The 15528-nt window shown below is 65.2% G+C and carries 12 protein-coding genes; 6 read left to right on the top strand and 6 right to left on the bottom strand.

Features of this window, described 5'->3' with window-relative positions; translation table 11 throughout:
• Nucleotides 1-7 precede the first annotated feature (7 nt).
• Nucleotides 8-1744, top strand: coding sequence for an acyl-CoA carboxylase subunit beta (locus tag DM868_RS05800; RefSeq protein ID WP_137275918.1), 1737 nt, complete (start codon nt 8-10; stop codon nt 1742-1744).
• 43 nt (nt 1745-1787) lie between these two features.
• Nucleotides 1788-2252 carry a MaoC family dehydratase gene (locus DM868_RS05795; protein WP_137275916.1) on the top strand — a complete coding sequence of 155 codons (465 nt, stop codon included), beginning with the start codon at nt 1788-1790 and terminating at the stop codon, nt 2250-2252.
• 15 nt (nt 2253-2267) lie between these two features.
• Here the strand turns inward: DM868_RS05795 and DM868_RS05790 are convergent, their stop codons facing one another.
• Together DM868_RS05790 and DM868_RS05785 are read right to left on the bottom strand one after the other, a co-directional pair.
• Nucleotides 2268-3875 (bottom strand): class I adenylate-forming enzyme family protein, encoded by a 1608-nt coding sequence (locus tag DM868_RS05790; RefSeq protein WP_137275914.1) that lies wholly within the window; start codon nt 3873-3875, stop codon nt 2268-2270.
• Nucleotide 3876: 1 nt separating this feature from the next.
• Nucleotides 3877-4644, bottom strand: coding sequence for an IclR family transcriptional regulator (locus tag DM868_RS05785; RefSeq protein ID WP_137275913.1), 768 nt, complete (start codon nt 4642-4644; stop codon nt 3877-3879).
• Between the two features lie 273 nt (nt 4645-4917).
• Between DM868_RS05785 and DM868_RS05780 the strand changes: the two genes are divergently transcribed.
• Nucleotides 4918-5703, top strand: coding sequence for a VOC family protein (locus DM868_RS05780; protein ID WP_137275911.1), 786 nt, complete (start codon nt 4918-4920; stop codon nt 5701-5703).
• A 61-nt stretch (nt 5704-5764) separates the two neighbouring features.
• On the opposite strand, the gene DM868_RS05775 is transcribed toward DM868_RS05780, so the two are convergent.
• Nucleotides 5765-7462, bottom strand: coding sequence for an acyl-CoA mutase large subunit family protein (locus DM868_RS05775; protein ID WP_137275909.1), 1698 nt, complete (start codon nt 7460-7462; stop codon nt 5765-5767).
• Nucleotides 7463-7580: 118 nt separating this feature from the next.
• On the opposite strand from DM868_RS05775, the gene DM868_RS05770 reads away from it, so the two are divergent.
• On the top strand, nt 7581-8444 hold the full coding sequence (locus DM868_RS05770; protein WP_137275907.1) for a 3-hydroxyacyl-CoA dehydrogenase family protein: 864 nt from the start codon (nt 7581-7583) through the stop codon (nt 8442-8444).
• Between the two features lie 15 nt (nt 8445-8459).
• Here DM868_RS05770 and DM868_RS05765 read toward each other — a convergent pair whose 3' ends face one another.
• Together DM868_RS05765 and DM868_RS05760 are read right to left on the bottom strand one after the other, a co-directional pair.
• Nucleotides 8460-9584 carry an acyl-CoA dehydrogenase family protein gene (locus DM868_RS05765; RefSeq protein WP_137275905.1) on the bottom strand — a complete coding sequence of 375 codons (1125 nt, stop codon included), beginning with the start codon at nt 9582-9584 and terminating at the stop codon, nt 8460-8462.
• A 110-nt stretch (nt 9585-9694) separates the two neighbouring features.
• A complete protein-coding gene (locus DM868_RS05760; RefSeq protein WP_137275904.1) occupies nt 9695-10447 on the bottom strand; it encodes an IclR family transcriptional regulator in 753 nt (250 codons plus the stop codon).
• Nucleotides 10448-11254: 807 nt separating this feature from the next.
• Here DM868_RS05760 and folP point away from each other — a divergent pair.
• Nucleotides 11255-13699 (top strand): dihydropteroate synthase, encoded by a 2445-nt coding sequence (gene folP, locus DM868_RS05755; RefSeq protein ID WP_137275903.1) that lies wholly within the window; start codon nt 11255-11257, stop codon nt 13697-13699.
• 9 nt (nt 13700-13708) lie between these two features.
• Here folP and DM868_RS05750 read toward each other — a convergent pair whose 3' ends face one another.
• Complete coding sequence (locus tag DM868_RS05750) at nt 13709-14764, bottom strand: glycosyltransferase (protein ID WP_137275901.1); 1056 nt, start codon at nt 14762-14764, stop codon at nt 13709-13711.
• 155 nt (nt 14765-14919) lie between these two features.
• Between DM868_RS05750 and DM868_RS05745 the strand changes: the two genes are divergently transcribed.
• Nucleotides 14920-15501 (top strand): GNAT family N-acetyltransferase, encoded by a 582-nt coding sequence (locus DM868_RS05745; protein WP_137275900.1) that lies wholly within the window; start codon nt 14920-14922, stop codon nt 15499-15501.
• The last annotated feature ends 27 nt before the right edge of the window (nt 15502-15528 follow it).

The following is a 15528-nucleotide window of genomic DNA, read 5'->3' as shown; positions in this document are numbered from 1 at the left end:
GTCACGAATGAAAGTCAGAGTATCGGACGAGATGGCGGTAGAACAGGCACGGGCGGTCGCGGCGGCGCTCGCCGAACGGTTCGAAGACGACGTGACCGTCCTCACCACCGGTGGCGAGGAACTCGGCCACGCGAGCTACGATGGCGACGGTGACGGCGAGTTCGGCAGCGAGGACGCGCCCGAGCCGGAACCGGATCTCGACCTCGGCCCCACCGAACGCGAGGAGCGCCTCTGGGAGGAGATCGAGGAGATCGAATCCGGTGGCAAGGAAAAGTACAAAAAACAGCTGCCCGAACAGGGCAAGAAGTTCGTCCGCGACCGGATCGATCTGTGGTTCGACGACGGGCTCCTCTTCGAGGACGGGAAGTTCGCGGAGTTCGACGCGGACGACGTGCTCCCCGCCGACGGCATGATCACCGGGGCCGCGGATTTCGAGGGCCGCGACCTCCACTTCATGGCCAACGACTACACGGTCAAACGCGGGAGCATGGCCGCGAAGGGCGTCGAGAAGTTCCTCCGGATGCAACAGCGCGCGCTCAAGACCGGTCAGCCGGTGTTGTATCTCATGGACTCCTCCGGCGGTCGGATCGACCAACAGACCGGCTTCTTCGCCAACCGCGAGGGTGTCGGCAAGTACTACTACAACCATTCGATGCTGTCGGGGCGGGTCCCACAGATCTGCGTGCTGTACGGCCCCTGCATCGCCGGGGCCGCCTACACGCCCGTATTCGCCGACTTCACGATCATGGTCCGCGGGATGAGTTCGATGGCGATCGCCAGCCCGCGGATGGTCGAGATGGTGACCGGCGAGAAGATCAGCCTCGAGGATTTGGGCGGTCCGGACGTACACGCGACGTACTCCGGGAGCGCGGATCTCGTCGCCGACGACGAGGAGCACGCCCGTGAGCTTGTCGCCACGCTCGTCGGCTACCTCCCCGACAACAGCGACGAGAAACCGCCGCGGGCCGATCCGGTCGATCCCGCGAAACCGCCGAAGGGGATCGATGGTGTCATCCCCCAAGAGCCGAACCGCGGCTACGATATGCTCGATCTGATCGACCGGGTCGTCGACGCCGATTCCTGGTTCGAACTCCGACCGGAGTACGGCAAGGAGATCCTGACCGGCTTCGCGCGTATCGACGGTCGCCCCGTCGGCATCGTCGCCAACCAGCCGGCCCACCGTGCGGGGGCGATCTTCCCCGACTCGGCGGAGAAGGCCGCGGGGTTCATCTGGACCTGCGACGCCTACAACATCCCGCTTCTGTACCTCGCGGACACGCCGGGCTTCATGGCCGGTTCGCAGGTCGAAAAGGAGGGGATCCTCGAACAGGGTAAGAAGATGATCTACGCCACGTCGTCGGCCACGGTGCCGAAACAGTGCGTCGTGGTTCGGAAGGCCTACGGCGCGGGCATTTACGCCATGAGCGGCCCGGCGTACGATCCCGAGTCGACGCTCGCGCTCCCATCCGGCGAGATCGCGATCATGGGGCCCGAGGCGGCGATCAACGCCGTCTACGCCAGAAAACTCGCCGAAATCGACGACGAGGAGGAGCGAAAGCGGCGCGAGCAGGAGCTTCGCGAGGAGTACCGCGAGGACATCGACGCCCGGCGGATGGCGAGCGAGGTCGTCATCGACGAGGTCGTCCCGCCGAGCACGCTGCGCCGGGAGTTGGAGAACCGCTTCGCGTTCTACGAGAGCGTCGAGAAGGATCGCCCGGACAAGAAGCACGGAACGGTACTATGATGAACTACGGCACGACCACGACGCGGAGACGGGGGGAGACGCGATGACCGGACGCTACTACGAGGAGTTCGAGGTCGGCGAGACCATCGAACACGACAAGCGACGCACCGTCTCGGAGGCCGACAACCAGACGTTCTGCGACATGACGATGAACCAGCAGCCGCTCCATCTGGATGCCGAGTTCGCCGCCGACACCGATTTCGGCGAGCGCCTCGTCAACGGGCTCTACACGATGAGCCTGGCGGTCGGGATCACGATCCCCGACACCACCGATGGTACCATCGTCGCCAACCTCTCGTACGACGACATCGAGCACCCCGAACCGGTGTTCCACGGCGACACGATCCGCGTCCAGTCGACGGTGATGGACAAACACGAGACCAGCGACGGCGAGCGCGGAATCGTGACTATGCGCGTCGAGGTGTTCAAGGTGAACGACCCCGAGGAGCCGCTCGTCTGCTCGTTCGAGCGAACGGCGCTGTCGTTGAAGCGTCCGGACAGTCAGTAACCGAAATCCAACCTTCTACCGGCTGAACTCGTATCCTGCCTCTCGGTCCCACGCGGCGTCAATTCCCGTCTCACGGAGGTTCCTCCGTCTGATTTTTCCGGTGGGACTCCGCGGAAGCTCGGCGTGGATCTCGACGTAGCGGGGCACCTTGAGATACGGCAACGACTGTTTGCAGTGTCGGTACACGTCGATCGGGCTCAGCGCCTCGTCATCCTCGGGCACGACGACGGCCTTGATCTCCTCGGTTCCGCGCTGGTTCTCGACTCCGACGACAACCGATTCGCGGACGCTCGGGTGCGTGTCGATGACGCCTTCGATCTCGAGCGAGGAGACGCGACCGGCGATCCGGCCACGGTATATCGAGTTGTCCTCGTTGGCGATGAAGTGGACGAAGCCATCCTCGTCCTTGTACCCGATGTCGCCGCTGTGGATCCATTGGTTGCGACAGACGTTGACGGTCTGCTCCGGTTCGTTGAGATACCCCTGCAACATCGTGTTCGGCCGCTTCGGTCGGATGACGATCTCGCCCGATTCGCCGGTGTCGACCGGCCAGTCGTCCTCATCCACGATCTCGACGTCGGCGTACGAGACCGCCTTCCCGGAGCTGCCGATCCGGCGGTCCTCGGGCGTATTGTACGTGGCGATCGTCGACGTCTGGGTGATCCCGTACCCCTCCAGTACGGTGATATCGAAGCGCGCCTCGAACTCCCGGATGAGCGTCTCGTCGGTGCCGAACCCGAACCCGTGCCCGATCGCCATCTCCACCGGGTTCTCCATCGGCTCGGAGCCGACGTGTTGGCTGTTCAACACCGAGAGGAGCCGCCCCAAGTAGAGAATCACCGTCGCCTCGCAGTCGTTGACCTGTCGCCAGTAGGTGTCGGGGTCGAACGGGTCCGAGAAAACGAATTCCGCGTCCGCAAACAGCGCGCCGACGATCCCGAGTTGGAACGTGAAGATGCTGTACAGCGGTAGCGTCGTGAAGATACGGTCCGATGGTTCGAACTCGAAGAGTTCGGTCGCGACCTCCCAGCCCGTGTTGACGTACGAGTACTGCGGGAGACGCACCCCCTTCGGCTGCTCGGTCGCGCGCCGCTGGACGAACGTGACCGAGACCGTGTCGGCCTGTCCGGGATCGCCGGTCGGCGCGCTCTCGTCGCCGTCGAGGAGTGTGTCAAATGCGCGGTAGGATCGCTCCCCCGAGTGGTTCCCGACGAAGTACTCGGTTGTGACGTTGGGCACGTCGGTTCGGACCGAGTCGTAGGCGGCCCGGGTCCGCTCGTCGACGAAGATCGCCTCGGCCTCGGATTTCGCGAGCGCCGCCGCGAGCGTCTCGCCGGTGAAGCGCGTGTCGATCGGGGCGACGACGGCACCGAGCTTCGCCAGCGCGAAGTAGAGATACACGTACTCCATCGAGTTGTACATGAACAGACAGACCGTCTCGCCCGCCTCGATTCCCCGCGCCGAGAGACCGTTCGCGACGGCGTTGACTCGCCGATCGAGGTCGCCGTACGTCACCCGCTCGTCGTGGTACCGGACGAACGGGTCGTCGGCGGTCTCCCGGGCCTTCCACTCGAGCGCGCCGCCGAGCGTGTCGACGCCGTCCGGGGATGGATCGGTACGCATCTCAGTCCTCCTCCGCGTCGATCGCGCTCTCGATCGACGCGACCGCCCGGTCGAGCGCTGCGGTCACCTCGCGGTCCGGCGGGGTGCTGAAGTCGTGTGAGTAGCCGAAGATCCCGATTCCCTGGCCGCCGGCCACGGGGCCGTCGAAGGCCACCCCGACTGACTGGATCCCCAGCGCCGCCTCGTCGTTGCTGACGGCGTATCCGCGCTCACGGATCCGGTCGAGTTCCGCTGTGAGTCGGGGTCCATCGTCGATCGTCTCCTTGGTGTGCACCGGTAGGCCGTGGTACTCGATGATCTCCTCGACGTACGCGTCGGGGAGCGCCGCCAAAATTGCCTTGCCCGGCGCGTGCGTGTGGAGGTACGATCGCTTCCCGACGCGGCCGTACACCGGCGTTCCACCCTCCTGCACCGCCGATTCGACGAACAGACCGCGACCGTTTTCTTCGACCACCCACCAGGCGGGCTGTTCGACCGACGCCGCCAGGTCCGAGAGCGCCTCCCCGACCGCACTCCGGATCCGGAGTCGGCTCTTCGCCGCCATCCCGTGGGTCAGAAAGCGCAGACCGAGGTGGTAGTCACCGCCGCGTTCGACGACGTAGCCCATCGACTCCAGCGTCGAGAGGTAGTTGTGGATGGTGCTCTTCGCCAACCCGAGCTGTCGCGCAACGTCGTCGAGTCCAGCCCCGTCGTGGTTCTGAAGGATCTCGATAATCCTGAATCCAGTTCGGACCGACTTGACCTGCCGGGACGACGATTTCCGAATCATACTCGTCTGTTTCGGCCCGGTGCTTTATAAATATCTCCGATCCGTATTTATTCAGATGAAATTCCAACGGATAAAACGTCCGACCATCCACATATACTGAATCTTTTCACCGTCCATCCGACGATAGCTCACAGTATATGTGTCAGCTCACTCACGCTACGTCCCGACCGGCCCGTGCATAACAGCAATAACTCTGTTATGAACTCACCTTTCCGTGGTCCCCCTGCCGTGAACGCACTACGTTTTTGTGCCCGGCCGACGGACGTTCCGTACATGACAGGCGAACTCGATCACACGATGATTCGCGTCGCGGACATCGACGCGTCGATCGACTGGTACGAAACCCACCTCGACTACGAGCTGAAAGATCGCCACGACGGCGACGGCTTCATCATCGTCTACATGGGCCCGGAGGACATGGGCGACGCCGAGGCGATGGTGGAGCTGACGAGCAACAAGGGCCAAGAGGAGATCGAGATCGGCGACGCCTGGGGACATATCGCCGTCAGGGTTCGCGACCTCGAGGCCGCCTACGACGAGCTGATGGCGGGCGGTGTCGACGACTACCGCGATCCCGAGTCCTGCGGCGGCCGGTACGCCTTCGTGAAGGATCCCGACGGCCACGAGATCGAACTCGTCGAGCGCGACCACGGCTCGCCCTGGAGCCTCGATCACACGATGATCCGCGTCGAGGACGCCGACGAGGCCCTCGGATACTGGGTCCGGAAGTTCGACTACGTCGAGACGCGCCGCTGGGAGGCCGACACGTTCGCGAACTACTTTGTCGACCCCGAGGACGCCCCCGACGAGGCGATGAGCGTCGAGTTGACGTACAACTACGACGGCCGCACCTACACCGAAGCCGACGGCTGGGGACATCTCTGCATTCGACTCGACGACCTCCACGACGACTGGGAGCAACTGATGATCCGCGAAGCGGAGGACTACCGAGACCCCGAATCCTGCGACGACATGTACGCGTTCACGAAAGATCAGGACGGCCACGAGATCGAACTAATCGTTCGCGATCCCGACGCCGAGTCGCTGTTCCCGTTCTAATACTGACCGGATAATTTTCGACTGTGTCGAAACTAGCTGACGGCTCTCGGGACCTCCGCGCTTAGACCGTAACGAGCGTCTCCTGATACGCGCCGTGGTGGTCCTCGAACACCGCCATGATTTCGCCCATCGTCGCGTACGCCTTCACGGCGTCGATGATCGGTGGCATGACGTTCTCGTCGTTCTCGATGGCCTCGCGCACCGCGTCCAGACACGCCTCGACCGCGTCGTCGTCGCGCTCCTCTTTGACGGCTTCGAGCCGTTCGAGCTGGCGGTCGCGCGTCTCCGCGTCGACGTGGAGGAGTTCGGGTTCGGTGTCCTCCTCGATCTCGTATTTGTTCACCCCGACGACGGTCTCCTCACCGGCATCGACGCGCTGTTGATACTCGTAGGCGGCCTCCTGGATCTCGCGGTGGAAGTAGCCGTCCGGGATCCCTTTCAAGACGCCGTCGCGGACCGATCCGTCGCCCATCTCCTTGATCTCCTCGATGTAGGCCATGATCTCGGCCTCCATCTCGTTGGTCAGCTTCTCGATGGCGAAGGAGCCGCCCATCGGATCGACGATGTCAGCCGCGCCCGACTCGTCGGCGATGATCTGTTGGGTCCGCAGCGCCACCCGAACCGCCTCCTCGCTCGGCAGCGCCAGCGCCTCGTCGTAGCTGTTCGTGTGCAGCGACTGCGTCCCGCCCATCACCGCGGCGAGCGCCTGGATCGTCACGCGGACGATGTTGTTGAGCGGCTGTTGGGCCGTCAGGCTCTGCCCCGCCGTCTGCGTGTGGAACTTCATCCGCTTCGAGGCCTCCTTTTCCGCCCCGTACCACTCCTCCATCACGTTCGCGTAGATCCGGCGGCAGGCGCGGAACTTCGCGATCTCCTCGAAGATGGAGTTGTGGGAGTTGAAGAAAAACGAGAGCAGCGGCGCGAAGTCGTCCACGTCGAGCCCCCGGTCGAGACAGTCTTCGACGTACGCGAAGCCGTCCGCGAGCGTGAAGGCGGCCTCTTGGGCAGCCGTCGAGCCGGCCTCGCGGATGTGGTACCCAGAGATGGAGACCGGGTGGATCTTCGGCGTCTCCTCGACGGCGAATTCGATGGTGTCGGTCACGACGTCGAGCGAGGGTTCGGGCGGGATCACCCACTCCTTCTGCGCGATAAACTCCTTGAGCATGTCGTTTTGGAAGGTGCCGCGGATCTGGTCGCGGGGGACGCCCTGCTCGTCCGCCAGCGCGATGTACATCGCGTAGACGACCGCCGCGGAGGGGTTGATCGTGAATGAGGTCGAGACCTCGCCGATGTCGATCCCGTCGAAGAGGATCTCCATGTCCCGAAGCGTGTCGACGGCGACGCCCTCCTTGCCGACCTCGCCCTCGCTCATCGGGTGATCGGAGTCGATCCCCATGAGGCTCGGCATGTCGAAGGCGGTCGAGAGCCCCGTCTGCCCCTCGTCGATCAGGTAGTGAAAGCGCTCGTTGGTCTCCTCGGCCGTGCCGAACCCGGCGAACTGTCGCATCGTCCACGTCCGGCCGCGATACATCGTCGGATACGGGCCGCGGGTGTACGGGGAGTCGCCGGGGAAGCCGATGTCCTCCTCGAAGTCGATATCGGCGATGTCTTCCGGGGTGTAGAGCCGGTCGACTTCGTGGTTCGAGACGGTCGCGAACCGCTCTCTTCGCTCCCCGTGCTCCAAGAACGGATCTAGCGTTTCTTCCTCCCACTCCGCTTTTCGGTCGCGGATCGTTTCGAGGTCGTCGTCACCAAACATTGGGCGAACACACTCCAGCGATCCGCAAAAGCGTTGCTCTTCGTGTCTTATTTCGGATATGTTCGACGATCTTGGACGTTCCGGAACGCTTAATCGAAAACTCCCCAAAGTGTCGACGATGACACCCGGACTAAATTCGATCGACCGCGTGGGCGTCGTCGGCGCCGGCACGATGGGAAGCGGAATCGCACAGGTCGCCGCCACCTCCGGCTACGACGTCGTCATGCGCGACATCGAGGAGACGTACGTCGAGAACGGATTCGAGACGATCGCGGAGAGTCTCGAACGGCTGGTCAGAAGCGACACGCTCACCGACTCGGAGGCGGCCGCGATCGAGGACCGGATCGTCGGTACCACCGAACTCGACGACCTCTCTGACTGTGATCTCATCGTCGAGGCCGCACTCGAAGAGATCGACGTCAAGCGCGATATCTTCTCGGATCTCGACGACATCGCCGCGGACGACGCTGTCCTCGCGACGAACACCTCGACGTTATCGATCACGACCATCGCCGCCGCGACAGAGCGCCCCGAATCGGTCGTCGGCCTCCACTTCATGAACCCGGTTCCGGTGATGAAGGGCGTCGAGGTCGTCCGCGGCGAGAAAACCGACGACGGTATCGTCGAGATGGCGCACGCGTTCGCCGAGGACCTCGACAAGGAGACGTGGGAATCGGACGACAAGCCGGGGTTCGTCGCCAACCGCATCCTGATGCCGTGGATCAACGAAGGGGTCCGCGCGTACGACGAAGGCGTCGCGTCGAAAGCGGACATCGACAGCGGGATGAAACTCGGCACGAACGTCCCGATGGGACCCCTCGAACTCGCCGACCACATCGGTCTCGACATCTGCTTGCACGCGACGGAGACGCTTCACGAGGAGTTGGGCGACAGGTACACGCCCGCGTACCTGCTCAAGCGAAAGGTCGAGGCGGGCGATCTCGGCAAGAAGACCGGCCAAGGGTTCTACAGCTACGAGTGAGCCCCCGCCGACACCTCACTCGCCGAGGTGTCGCGAGATGATGTCCTTTTGGATCTCGGAGGTCCCCTCGTAGATCGTCGTGATCTTCGCGTCCCGGTAAAACCGTTCCACGTCGAAGTCCTTGGTGTAGCCGTAGCCGCCGTGGACCTGCACGGCCTCGGTCGCGACGTCGACGGCCGTTTCGCTAGCGAAGTACTTCGCCATGCTCGCGGCCATCGGATCGACGCCGTCCTCGTTCTTTTCGGCCGCGTCCCGCGTCAACAGCCGGGACGCCCGCACGTCGGTCGCCATGTCGGCGAGTTTGTGCGCGATCGCTTGGTGGCCGGCGATGGGTTTGCCGAACTGCTCGCGCTCGTCGGCGTACTCGACGGCGGCGTCGAGGGCGGCCTGGGCGACGCCGACCGCCTGGCTTGCGATGGCGATTCGCCCGCCCGTGAGGATCGAAAACGCCGCCTTCAGCCCGTCACCGACCTCTGTCAGGCGGTTCTCGACAGGGATCCGCGCGCCGTCGAACAGCAGCGTCGTCGTGTCGCTGGCTCTGAGTCCCAGTTTGTCCTCCTTCTTGCCGACCGCCAGGCCGTCGGTGTCCTTCGGGACGAGGAACTGGGTCACCGTGTCGGGATCGTCTCGATCCGTCTTCGCAAAGAGGATGACGACGTCCGAGCGCTGGCCGTTCGTGATCCACTGTTTCGTGCCGTCGATGACGTACTCGTCGCCCTCCTTGCGGGCTTGCGTCGTCATCCCGGCGGGGTTCGAGCCCGCGTCCGGTTCCGAGAGCGCGAACGCCCCGACCGGCCGTCCCGCCGCCATGTCGGGGAGCCACGCCTCCCTGTGCGCGTCGGTGCCGAACTGCCGGATACACGAGGTCGCCAGACAGTGGACCGACAGCGCCGTTGCGACCGAGAGGTCCCCCCGAGCCAGCTCCTCGTTGACGATGCTGTAGGTCAGTTGGTCGGCGTCGAACCCGCCGTACTCCTCGGGGACGGTGAGCCCGGTCAGATCCAGTTCGGCCAGCCCGTCCCAGACGTCCTCCGGGAACGTCTGCGTCTCGTCGGCCTCGGCGGCCGCCGGGCGCACCTCGCGCTCGACGAACTCCGCGACGGTTTCGGCGATGAGCTGTCGTTCGCTCGCTATCGTCATACGCCCACATCGGCACCGACGGTCATAATTGGTGTGGGTTCACACGCTGCGTCGGTCACGTGCGCTCACCGCGTCGGGGCGGCCACGCCTCTTCGGCCACGACGGACCGATCACACGTAGTCCATGTTCACCTGCGTGATGTTCGCCACCCGGCGGATGGTCGAGAGGATCTCCTCGCGCCGCGCCGCCCCCATCCGGCTCTCGGGGCCGCAGACGCAGATCGATCCGCGGACGGTGTCCCCCCGATCGAGCACCGGAACGGCGACGCAGACGAACCCCACGATTCGCTCCCCCCTATCGATCGCGTACCCCCGTTCGCGGGCGGTGTCGAGCTGCTCGAGTAGGACGTCGCGGTCGGTGGTGGTTCGCTTCGTGATCGGCTCGAACGCCTGCCGGTCGAGGAGTTCGTCGAGACGCTCGGGCGAGACGTGCGCGAGGATCGCCTTCCCGCCCGCGTTCGCGTACAGCGGCACCCGAGCGCCGGGATACGCCGGCAGATCGACCGCCTGCTCGCCCTCGGCGACCGCCAACAGCACGCCGTCGCCCCCCTCCTCGACGATCAGCGTCGCCTGTTCGCCCGTCTCCTCGGCGGCGGTCGACAGCTCGTCGGCGACCGCGGTGTAGATCTCGCGCTGGCGGCGATCCCGGTGGCCGAGCTCCAGAAACCGCGTCGAGATCCGGTACTCGGTGCCCTCCTTGACGACGTGTCCCGTCGAGCGGAGCGCCTGCAGGTGGTCGTGGACCGTGCTGACCGGCAGATCGACGGCCGACGAGAGTTCGGAGACGCCTGTCCCGTTTCGCTTCGAGAGGGCGTCCACGATCCGGAACGAGCGCGTGACGGACCGGTTTTGCGTATCGGGCATACCTCTAGCGCCGTCCCCTCAACAATTAGTGTTTCGGCTGGATCGAAAGATCATTCGGGTCCTGAACGGACTTCGTCGCCTCAAATACGATACCAGGTAGCCCTGTCGGCCGGACAAAGCGATTCGAGTGGCCCGATACCTCGGCGAACAGCCGGTATGAGATACGGTTGCGTGGTCACGGAGCGATCCACCGGCCGCCCGATCGTGTGCGTCGACCCCTGCCGAATCGGTGGATCGACACGAATAATGTTTCGACTGGGTCGGATGCGCGTCCGCATCGTGCCGCTCCGACGGTGCGTAGTCCCAGCGCGTAACAAGGATAACGGCGTTAGACACTCGCCCATCTCGGCTGCTCTCGGTGTCCTTTTGGTAACGCGTGCGGTCGGTCGAATCGCGTCGGACTGGGACCCATGCTCGGCTTTATTATCAGTTAATTATATATGCCGTATTTTATAAATATTTGGCCACGGGTTCGATGACACCACACTGATAGTGTTGGTGCTCGCTCCCGATCTTGCGTAGCCTGGCCGTTTACTTATATCCAATATGAAAACGGTATATATGACAGTTCTGCTCGAGGCTCTTTGTCGGTCAGTAACTTACTTTGGTTTAAAAGTGTTTATATTAAGTGTGCATTGTGTGACGACTGTTCGGGACGCTCATGCTCGTTTTCAGATCGATTCACCGACCGCTGTTATATTAAATTTACCTATCATTTATTACCAAATACATTTTTATTTATATACCCGCGACAGAACGGCAACGGAAAGCGAAAAGCGATAAACCGTTCGCCACACACCCATCCGTATGGAGTACTACGAGGCGGCGAACTTCCTGTTCGGCCTCCGTCGGTATCCGTCCCGGACGGGCGTCACCCCGACCCGGCGGCTGCTCGAACACCTCGGCTCCCCCGGAGACGACATCCGGATCGTCCAGGTCGGCGGTTCGAACGGCAAGGGGAGCACCGCCCGGATGGTCGAGTCGGTCCTCCGCGAGGCCGGCTACGATGTCGGGCTCTACACGTCCCCACATCTCGACGATCTCAGAGAGCGGGTCCGTATCAACGGCCGTCCGGTGACGAAGGCGGCCGTCAGCGAGTTCGTCGCGGAACTGGAGCCGTACGTGCGCGCGGAGACGATCGACGGCGCGCCGCCGACGTTCTTCGAGGCGGTGACGGCGCTCGCCGTCCGAACTTTCGACCGGGAGAACGTCGACGTGGCCGTCGTCGAGGTCGGCATCGGCGGCGAACACGACGCGACGAGCGCGCTTTCGCCCGAAGTCGCCGCGGTGACGAACGTCACGCTCGAACACGCGGACCTCCTCGGCGACACGATCGAAGAGATCGCTCGCGACAAGGCCGCGATCGCGCCCGACGACGCCCCGCTCGTGACGGCTGCGACCGGGGCCGCCCTCGACGTCGTCCGTACCACCGCCGGGGAGACGCTCCGCGTCGGCGGGCCGGACGACGACGCCGACGTGACCGTCGTCGACCGGGGCCGGACCGGCGTCGAACAGGGCGTCGAGATCGACGGCAACGGCTGGCGCGTCGAGACCGCGCTGCCGCTCTTGGGGAGCCACCAGTGCGAGAACGCCGGGATCGCCGCCGCCCTCTGCCGCCTGATCGGCGGCGTCACGCCCGACGACATCGGACGCGGACTCCGAAACGCCCACTGGCCCGGCCGCTTCGAGGTGATGGATCGCAACCCGCTCGTCGTCCTCGACGGCGCGCACAACCCCGGCAGCTGCGCCGGCATCGCGGAGACGCTCTCGACGTTCGAGTACGACGAGTTGCACCTCGTGTTCGGCGCGATGGGCGACAAAGACGTTCCGGAGATGGTCGCGGCGCTGCCGGCCGCGGACGCGGTGTACGCCTGTCGTCCTGACTTCGATCGTGCAGAAGCCCCCGAGTCCGTCGCCGCGATCGTCGAAGGTGACGGTCGCGCGGGGGCGATCGATCGATTCGACACCGTCTCCGCGGCGCTCGACGACGCCCTCGACGCGGCAGAGCCCGACGATGCGATCCTCGTCTGTGGGTCGCTGTTCGTCGTCGCCGAGGCCCGTCGTCGGTGGTCACATCCGTTCGTTACCGGCCGGATCTCAGACGGGGAGACGGCCGCCGAGCTCCTCGGCCGAGCCGACGTCTCTGCCGAGGCGGTCGATCGCCACAGCGCCGACGGCGTCCACCGCGTCGTCACCGCGCGCGTTCGACCCGCCCAGGCCGACCGCATCGAGCGCGAACTCCTCTCGGTCGGCGGCGAATGTGCGGTCTCGGCCGTCGACGCACCGTCGCACGACCTCGTCGACGCGGTGTTGCTAGGGACGCGATCGCAGTTCGATCGGGCGCTCGAACGCCTCCACGACGGCGGATCGGATCTCGCGGCCGTCGCCGCCGCTCTCGAGCGCGAACTCGACCGCGACGACGGAGCGTCCGAGACGCCGTGGGGCGACGACACCGCAGTCATGGGTATTCTCAACGTGACGCCGGACTCCTTTTACGACGGCGGGCGCTACGAGACGGTCGACGACGCGATCGACCGCGCGGAGCGACTGATCGACGCCGGCGCCGAGATCGTCGACGTCGGCGGCGAATCGACGCGTCCCGGAGCGGAGACGGTCCCGATCGACGAGGAGATCGAGCGGGTGGTCCCCGTCGTCGAAGCGCTCGCCGAGGCCGACGTCGCCGTCTCCGTCGACACGCGAAAAGCGGCCGTCGCCCGCGCCGCGCTCGACGCGGGCGCGGACATCCTCAACGACGTCTCCGGCCTCGAAGACCCGGAAATGCGTCTCGTCGCCGCCGAGTACAACGTGCCGGTCGTCGTCATGCACTCCATCCAAACCCCCGTCGACCCCGAAGCCAATGTCGCGTACGACGACGTGGTCACGGACACGATCGACGCGCTCGCCGAGCGGGTACTGCTCGCCGAGAAGGCGGGGCTGGATCGCTCGCAGATCATCGTCGATCCAGGACTCGGCTTCGGCAAATCGACCACCGAGAACTTCGAGTTGCTCGGACGACTCGACGAGTTCCGGTCGCTCGGCTGTCCGGTGTTGGTCGGGCATTCGCGAAAATCGATGTTCCGTGCGGTCGATCGGGGGACCGCGGAAGAGCGCCTCGCCGCGACCGTGGCCGCGAGCGCCCTCGCGGCCGAGCGCGGCGCGGACATCATCCGCGTTCACGACGTCGCCGAGAACGTCGCGGCGGTCAAGACCGCGGCCGCGGCGGCCGATCCCGACCGGTTCGACGATCGGTGATCGGAGCCGTCAGCGCGCCTCGACGCCCACTCTGCGGAACAGATCGACGTACTCTCCCGTGATCGCCGCGTCGTCGAACGACTGAAACGTTTCGTCGACGTCGCGGAACTTCAGCGCCCACGACGCCTCGATCGCCTCGTCGAGCGCGTCCGTGTCGGTTACCCGTATGCCGCGCTCGCGGCGCTCGACGAGTTCGTGAGCGCTCGAATCGCCCTGAATCTCGACGACGCCGACGCAGCCGCAGGCCAACGCCCACAGCAGTTCCCGGGCGAACGTCTGTCGTCGGGCGGTCTGGACGAAGGTGTGCGCGCCGCGGTAGACGGCGATGCGCTCCTCCCGCGGGAGGTCGCCGGCGAACTCGACGCGGTCGCCGATCCGGAGGTCTCGCGCCTGCGTCTCGTAGGCCGCCCGTTCCGGTCCGTCCCCGATCACAGTCGCCGTCCAGCCGTCTCGGTTTCTGAGCTCCGCGAGCGCCAAGAGCAGATCCTCGAGGTTCGAATCATCGTTCAGCCGGGAGGCGTAGGCGATCTCGCGGCGTTCGCCGGGATCGGTCGTGACGATCCTCGAGAAGTCGATCCCGTCGGGGATGACCGCCGTGGTCTCCGCGGTCGCGCCGTGCTCGCGGACGCGCGTCCGCTGGAACTCCGAGGGAGCGACGATCCGCGTCGGCCGACTCGCGGCCCGACCGAGCCACCGCGAGTCCGAACCGTCGGGTTCGTCGCCGTACCAATCGCAGATCAGCGGCACGCGGGCGAGCCGAGCGCCGAGCCACGCGGCCATCACGGCACCCGGCGGCGATGCGGACGCGAAGACCACGTCCGGATCGTGCCGAGCCAGCAGACCGGGCACTCGCGTGTAGTACAGCGCTGGATGTTCGAAGGTGACGCCCTCGTGGTCGAGACCGTTGATCTCGATTCGGCGGCCCGCCTGCTCCCACCACGGGAGACAGTAGACGGTGACCTCGTGACCGCGATCGTCGAGCGCTTGGGCGACCCGCCGGAGCCGGTCTGCTCCCGGGCGCGTCGATTGCGGGGGCGGATCCCTGAAGACGACCGCGATTCGCATACGAGCGGCGACGACGGCCTGTGGCAAAAAGGGCCCGGAACGCGATGCGGTGGTCGCACACTCTCCCCCACGGAGCGCCGCGCCCCCGTCGTCGACTCCGCCCTCGTCCGCTCCGAGGGGGAACGGTTTTGCATCCCCGTCTCGTACGCCGTCGCATGTACGTCCGGGACGCGAGAAACCGCGATGAGGCCTGGCTGTTGGAGCACATCGAGGCGATGGGCCTGGACGAGACGGCGTTTCGATCCCGCGATTACGTCATCGCCGTTGACGAGGCGTCGAACACGCGCGCCGGGTTCGGACGCATCAGGGTCCACAAGGTCGGCGACGAGGAGATCTGCGAGCTGACCAGCATCGGCGTGCTGGATGGCTGGGAGGGCCAAGGCGTCGGCGCACACGTCATCGAACGGCTCATCGACGGCGCTGCAGCCGAGGGGTTCGACCGCGTCTACTCGCTCACGAGCGCCCACGAGTACCTTGCCCAGTTCGGCTTCGAGGGCGTCGGCGAGGCAGACCTTCCCGAGGTGCTCGCCGACCGCCTCGACGCGAAACGGCTCGACCTCGATCCCGACGCGGTCCCGATGGCGATTGCGACCGACGGGTTCCGGATGCCCGAACGGCTCCGCGAACGGTTCAAGGCCGCAGCCGAGTCGGAGCCAGATTCGAACCCCGAGGAGACGGCCGAAGATTTCGGCATCGACCCTGATAAGGCGACGTACAAGTACGACACCGGGCGCTGACAGCGGTCGAGGCTATCCGTCGGGCGG

The sequence above is a fragment of the Natronomonas salsuginis genome, from assembly GCF_005239135.1.
Classification (GTDB): domain Archaea; phylum Halobacteriota; class Halobacteria; order Halobacteriales; family Haloarculaceae; genus Natronomonas; species Natronomonas salsuginis.
This window is presented reverse-complemented; position numbering and strand designations above follow the sequence as displayed.

Bases quoted from the DNA above. Each gene is read 5' to 3' on its own strand.
- DM868_RS05800 (WP_137275918.1), top strand. From the start codon at position 8: ATGAAAGTCAGAGTATCGGACGAGATGGCGGTAGAACAGGCACGGGCG.
- DM868_RS05770 (WP_137275907.1), top strand. From the start codon at position 7,581: ATGACACCCGGACTAAATTCGATCGACCGCGTGGGCGTCGTCGGCGCC.
- DM868_RS05760 (WP_137275904.1), bottom strand. From the start codon at position 10,447: ATGCCCGATACGCAAAACCGGTCCGTCACGCGCTCGTTCCGGATCGTG.
- DM868_RS05745 (WP_137275900.1), top strand. From the start codon at position 14,920: ATGTACGTCCGGGACGCGAGAAACCGCGATGAGGCCTGGCTGTTGGAG.
- DM868_RS05780 (WP_137275911.1), top strand. From the start codon at position 4,918: ATGACAGGCGAACTCGATCACACGATGATTCGCGTCGCGGACATCGAC.
- DM868_RS05775 (WP_137275909.1), bottom strand. From the start codon at position 7,462: ATGTTTGGTGACGACGACCTCGAAACGATCCGCGACCGAAAAGCGGAG.
- DM868_RS05790 (WP_137275914.1), bottom strand. From the start codon at position 3,875: ATGCGTACCGATCCATCCCCGGACGGCGTCGACACGCTCGGCGGCGCG.
- DM868_RS05795 (WP_137275916.1), top strand. From the start codon at position 1,788: ATGACCGGACGCTACTACGAGGAGTTCGAGGTCGGCGAGACCATCGAA.
- DM868_RS05750 (WP_137275901.1), bottom strand. From the start codon at position 14,764: ATGCGAATCGCGGTCGTCTTCAGGGATCCGCCCCCGCAATCGACGCGC.
- folP (WP_137275903.1), top strand. From the start codon at position 11,255: ATGGAGTACTACGAGGCGGCGAACTTCCTGTTCGGCCTCCGTCGGTAT.
- DM868_RS05785 (WP_137275913.1), bottom strand. From the start codon at position 4,644: ATGATTCGGAAATCGTCGTCCCGGCAGGTCAAGTCGGTCCGAACTGGA.
- DM868_RS05765 (WP_137275905.1), bottom strand. From the start codon at position 9,584: ATGACGATAGCGAGCGAACGACAGCTCATCGCCGAAACCGTCGCGGAG.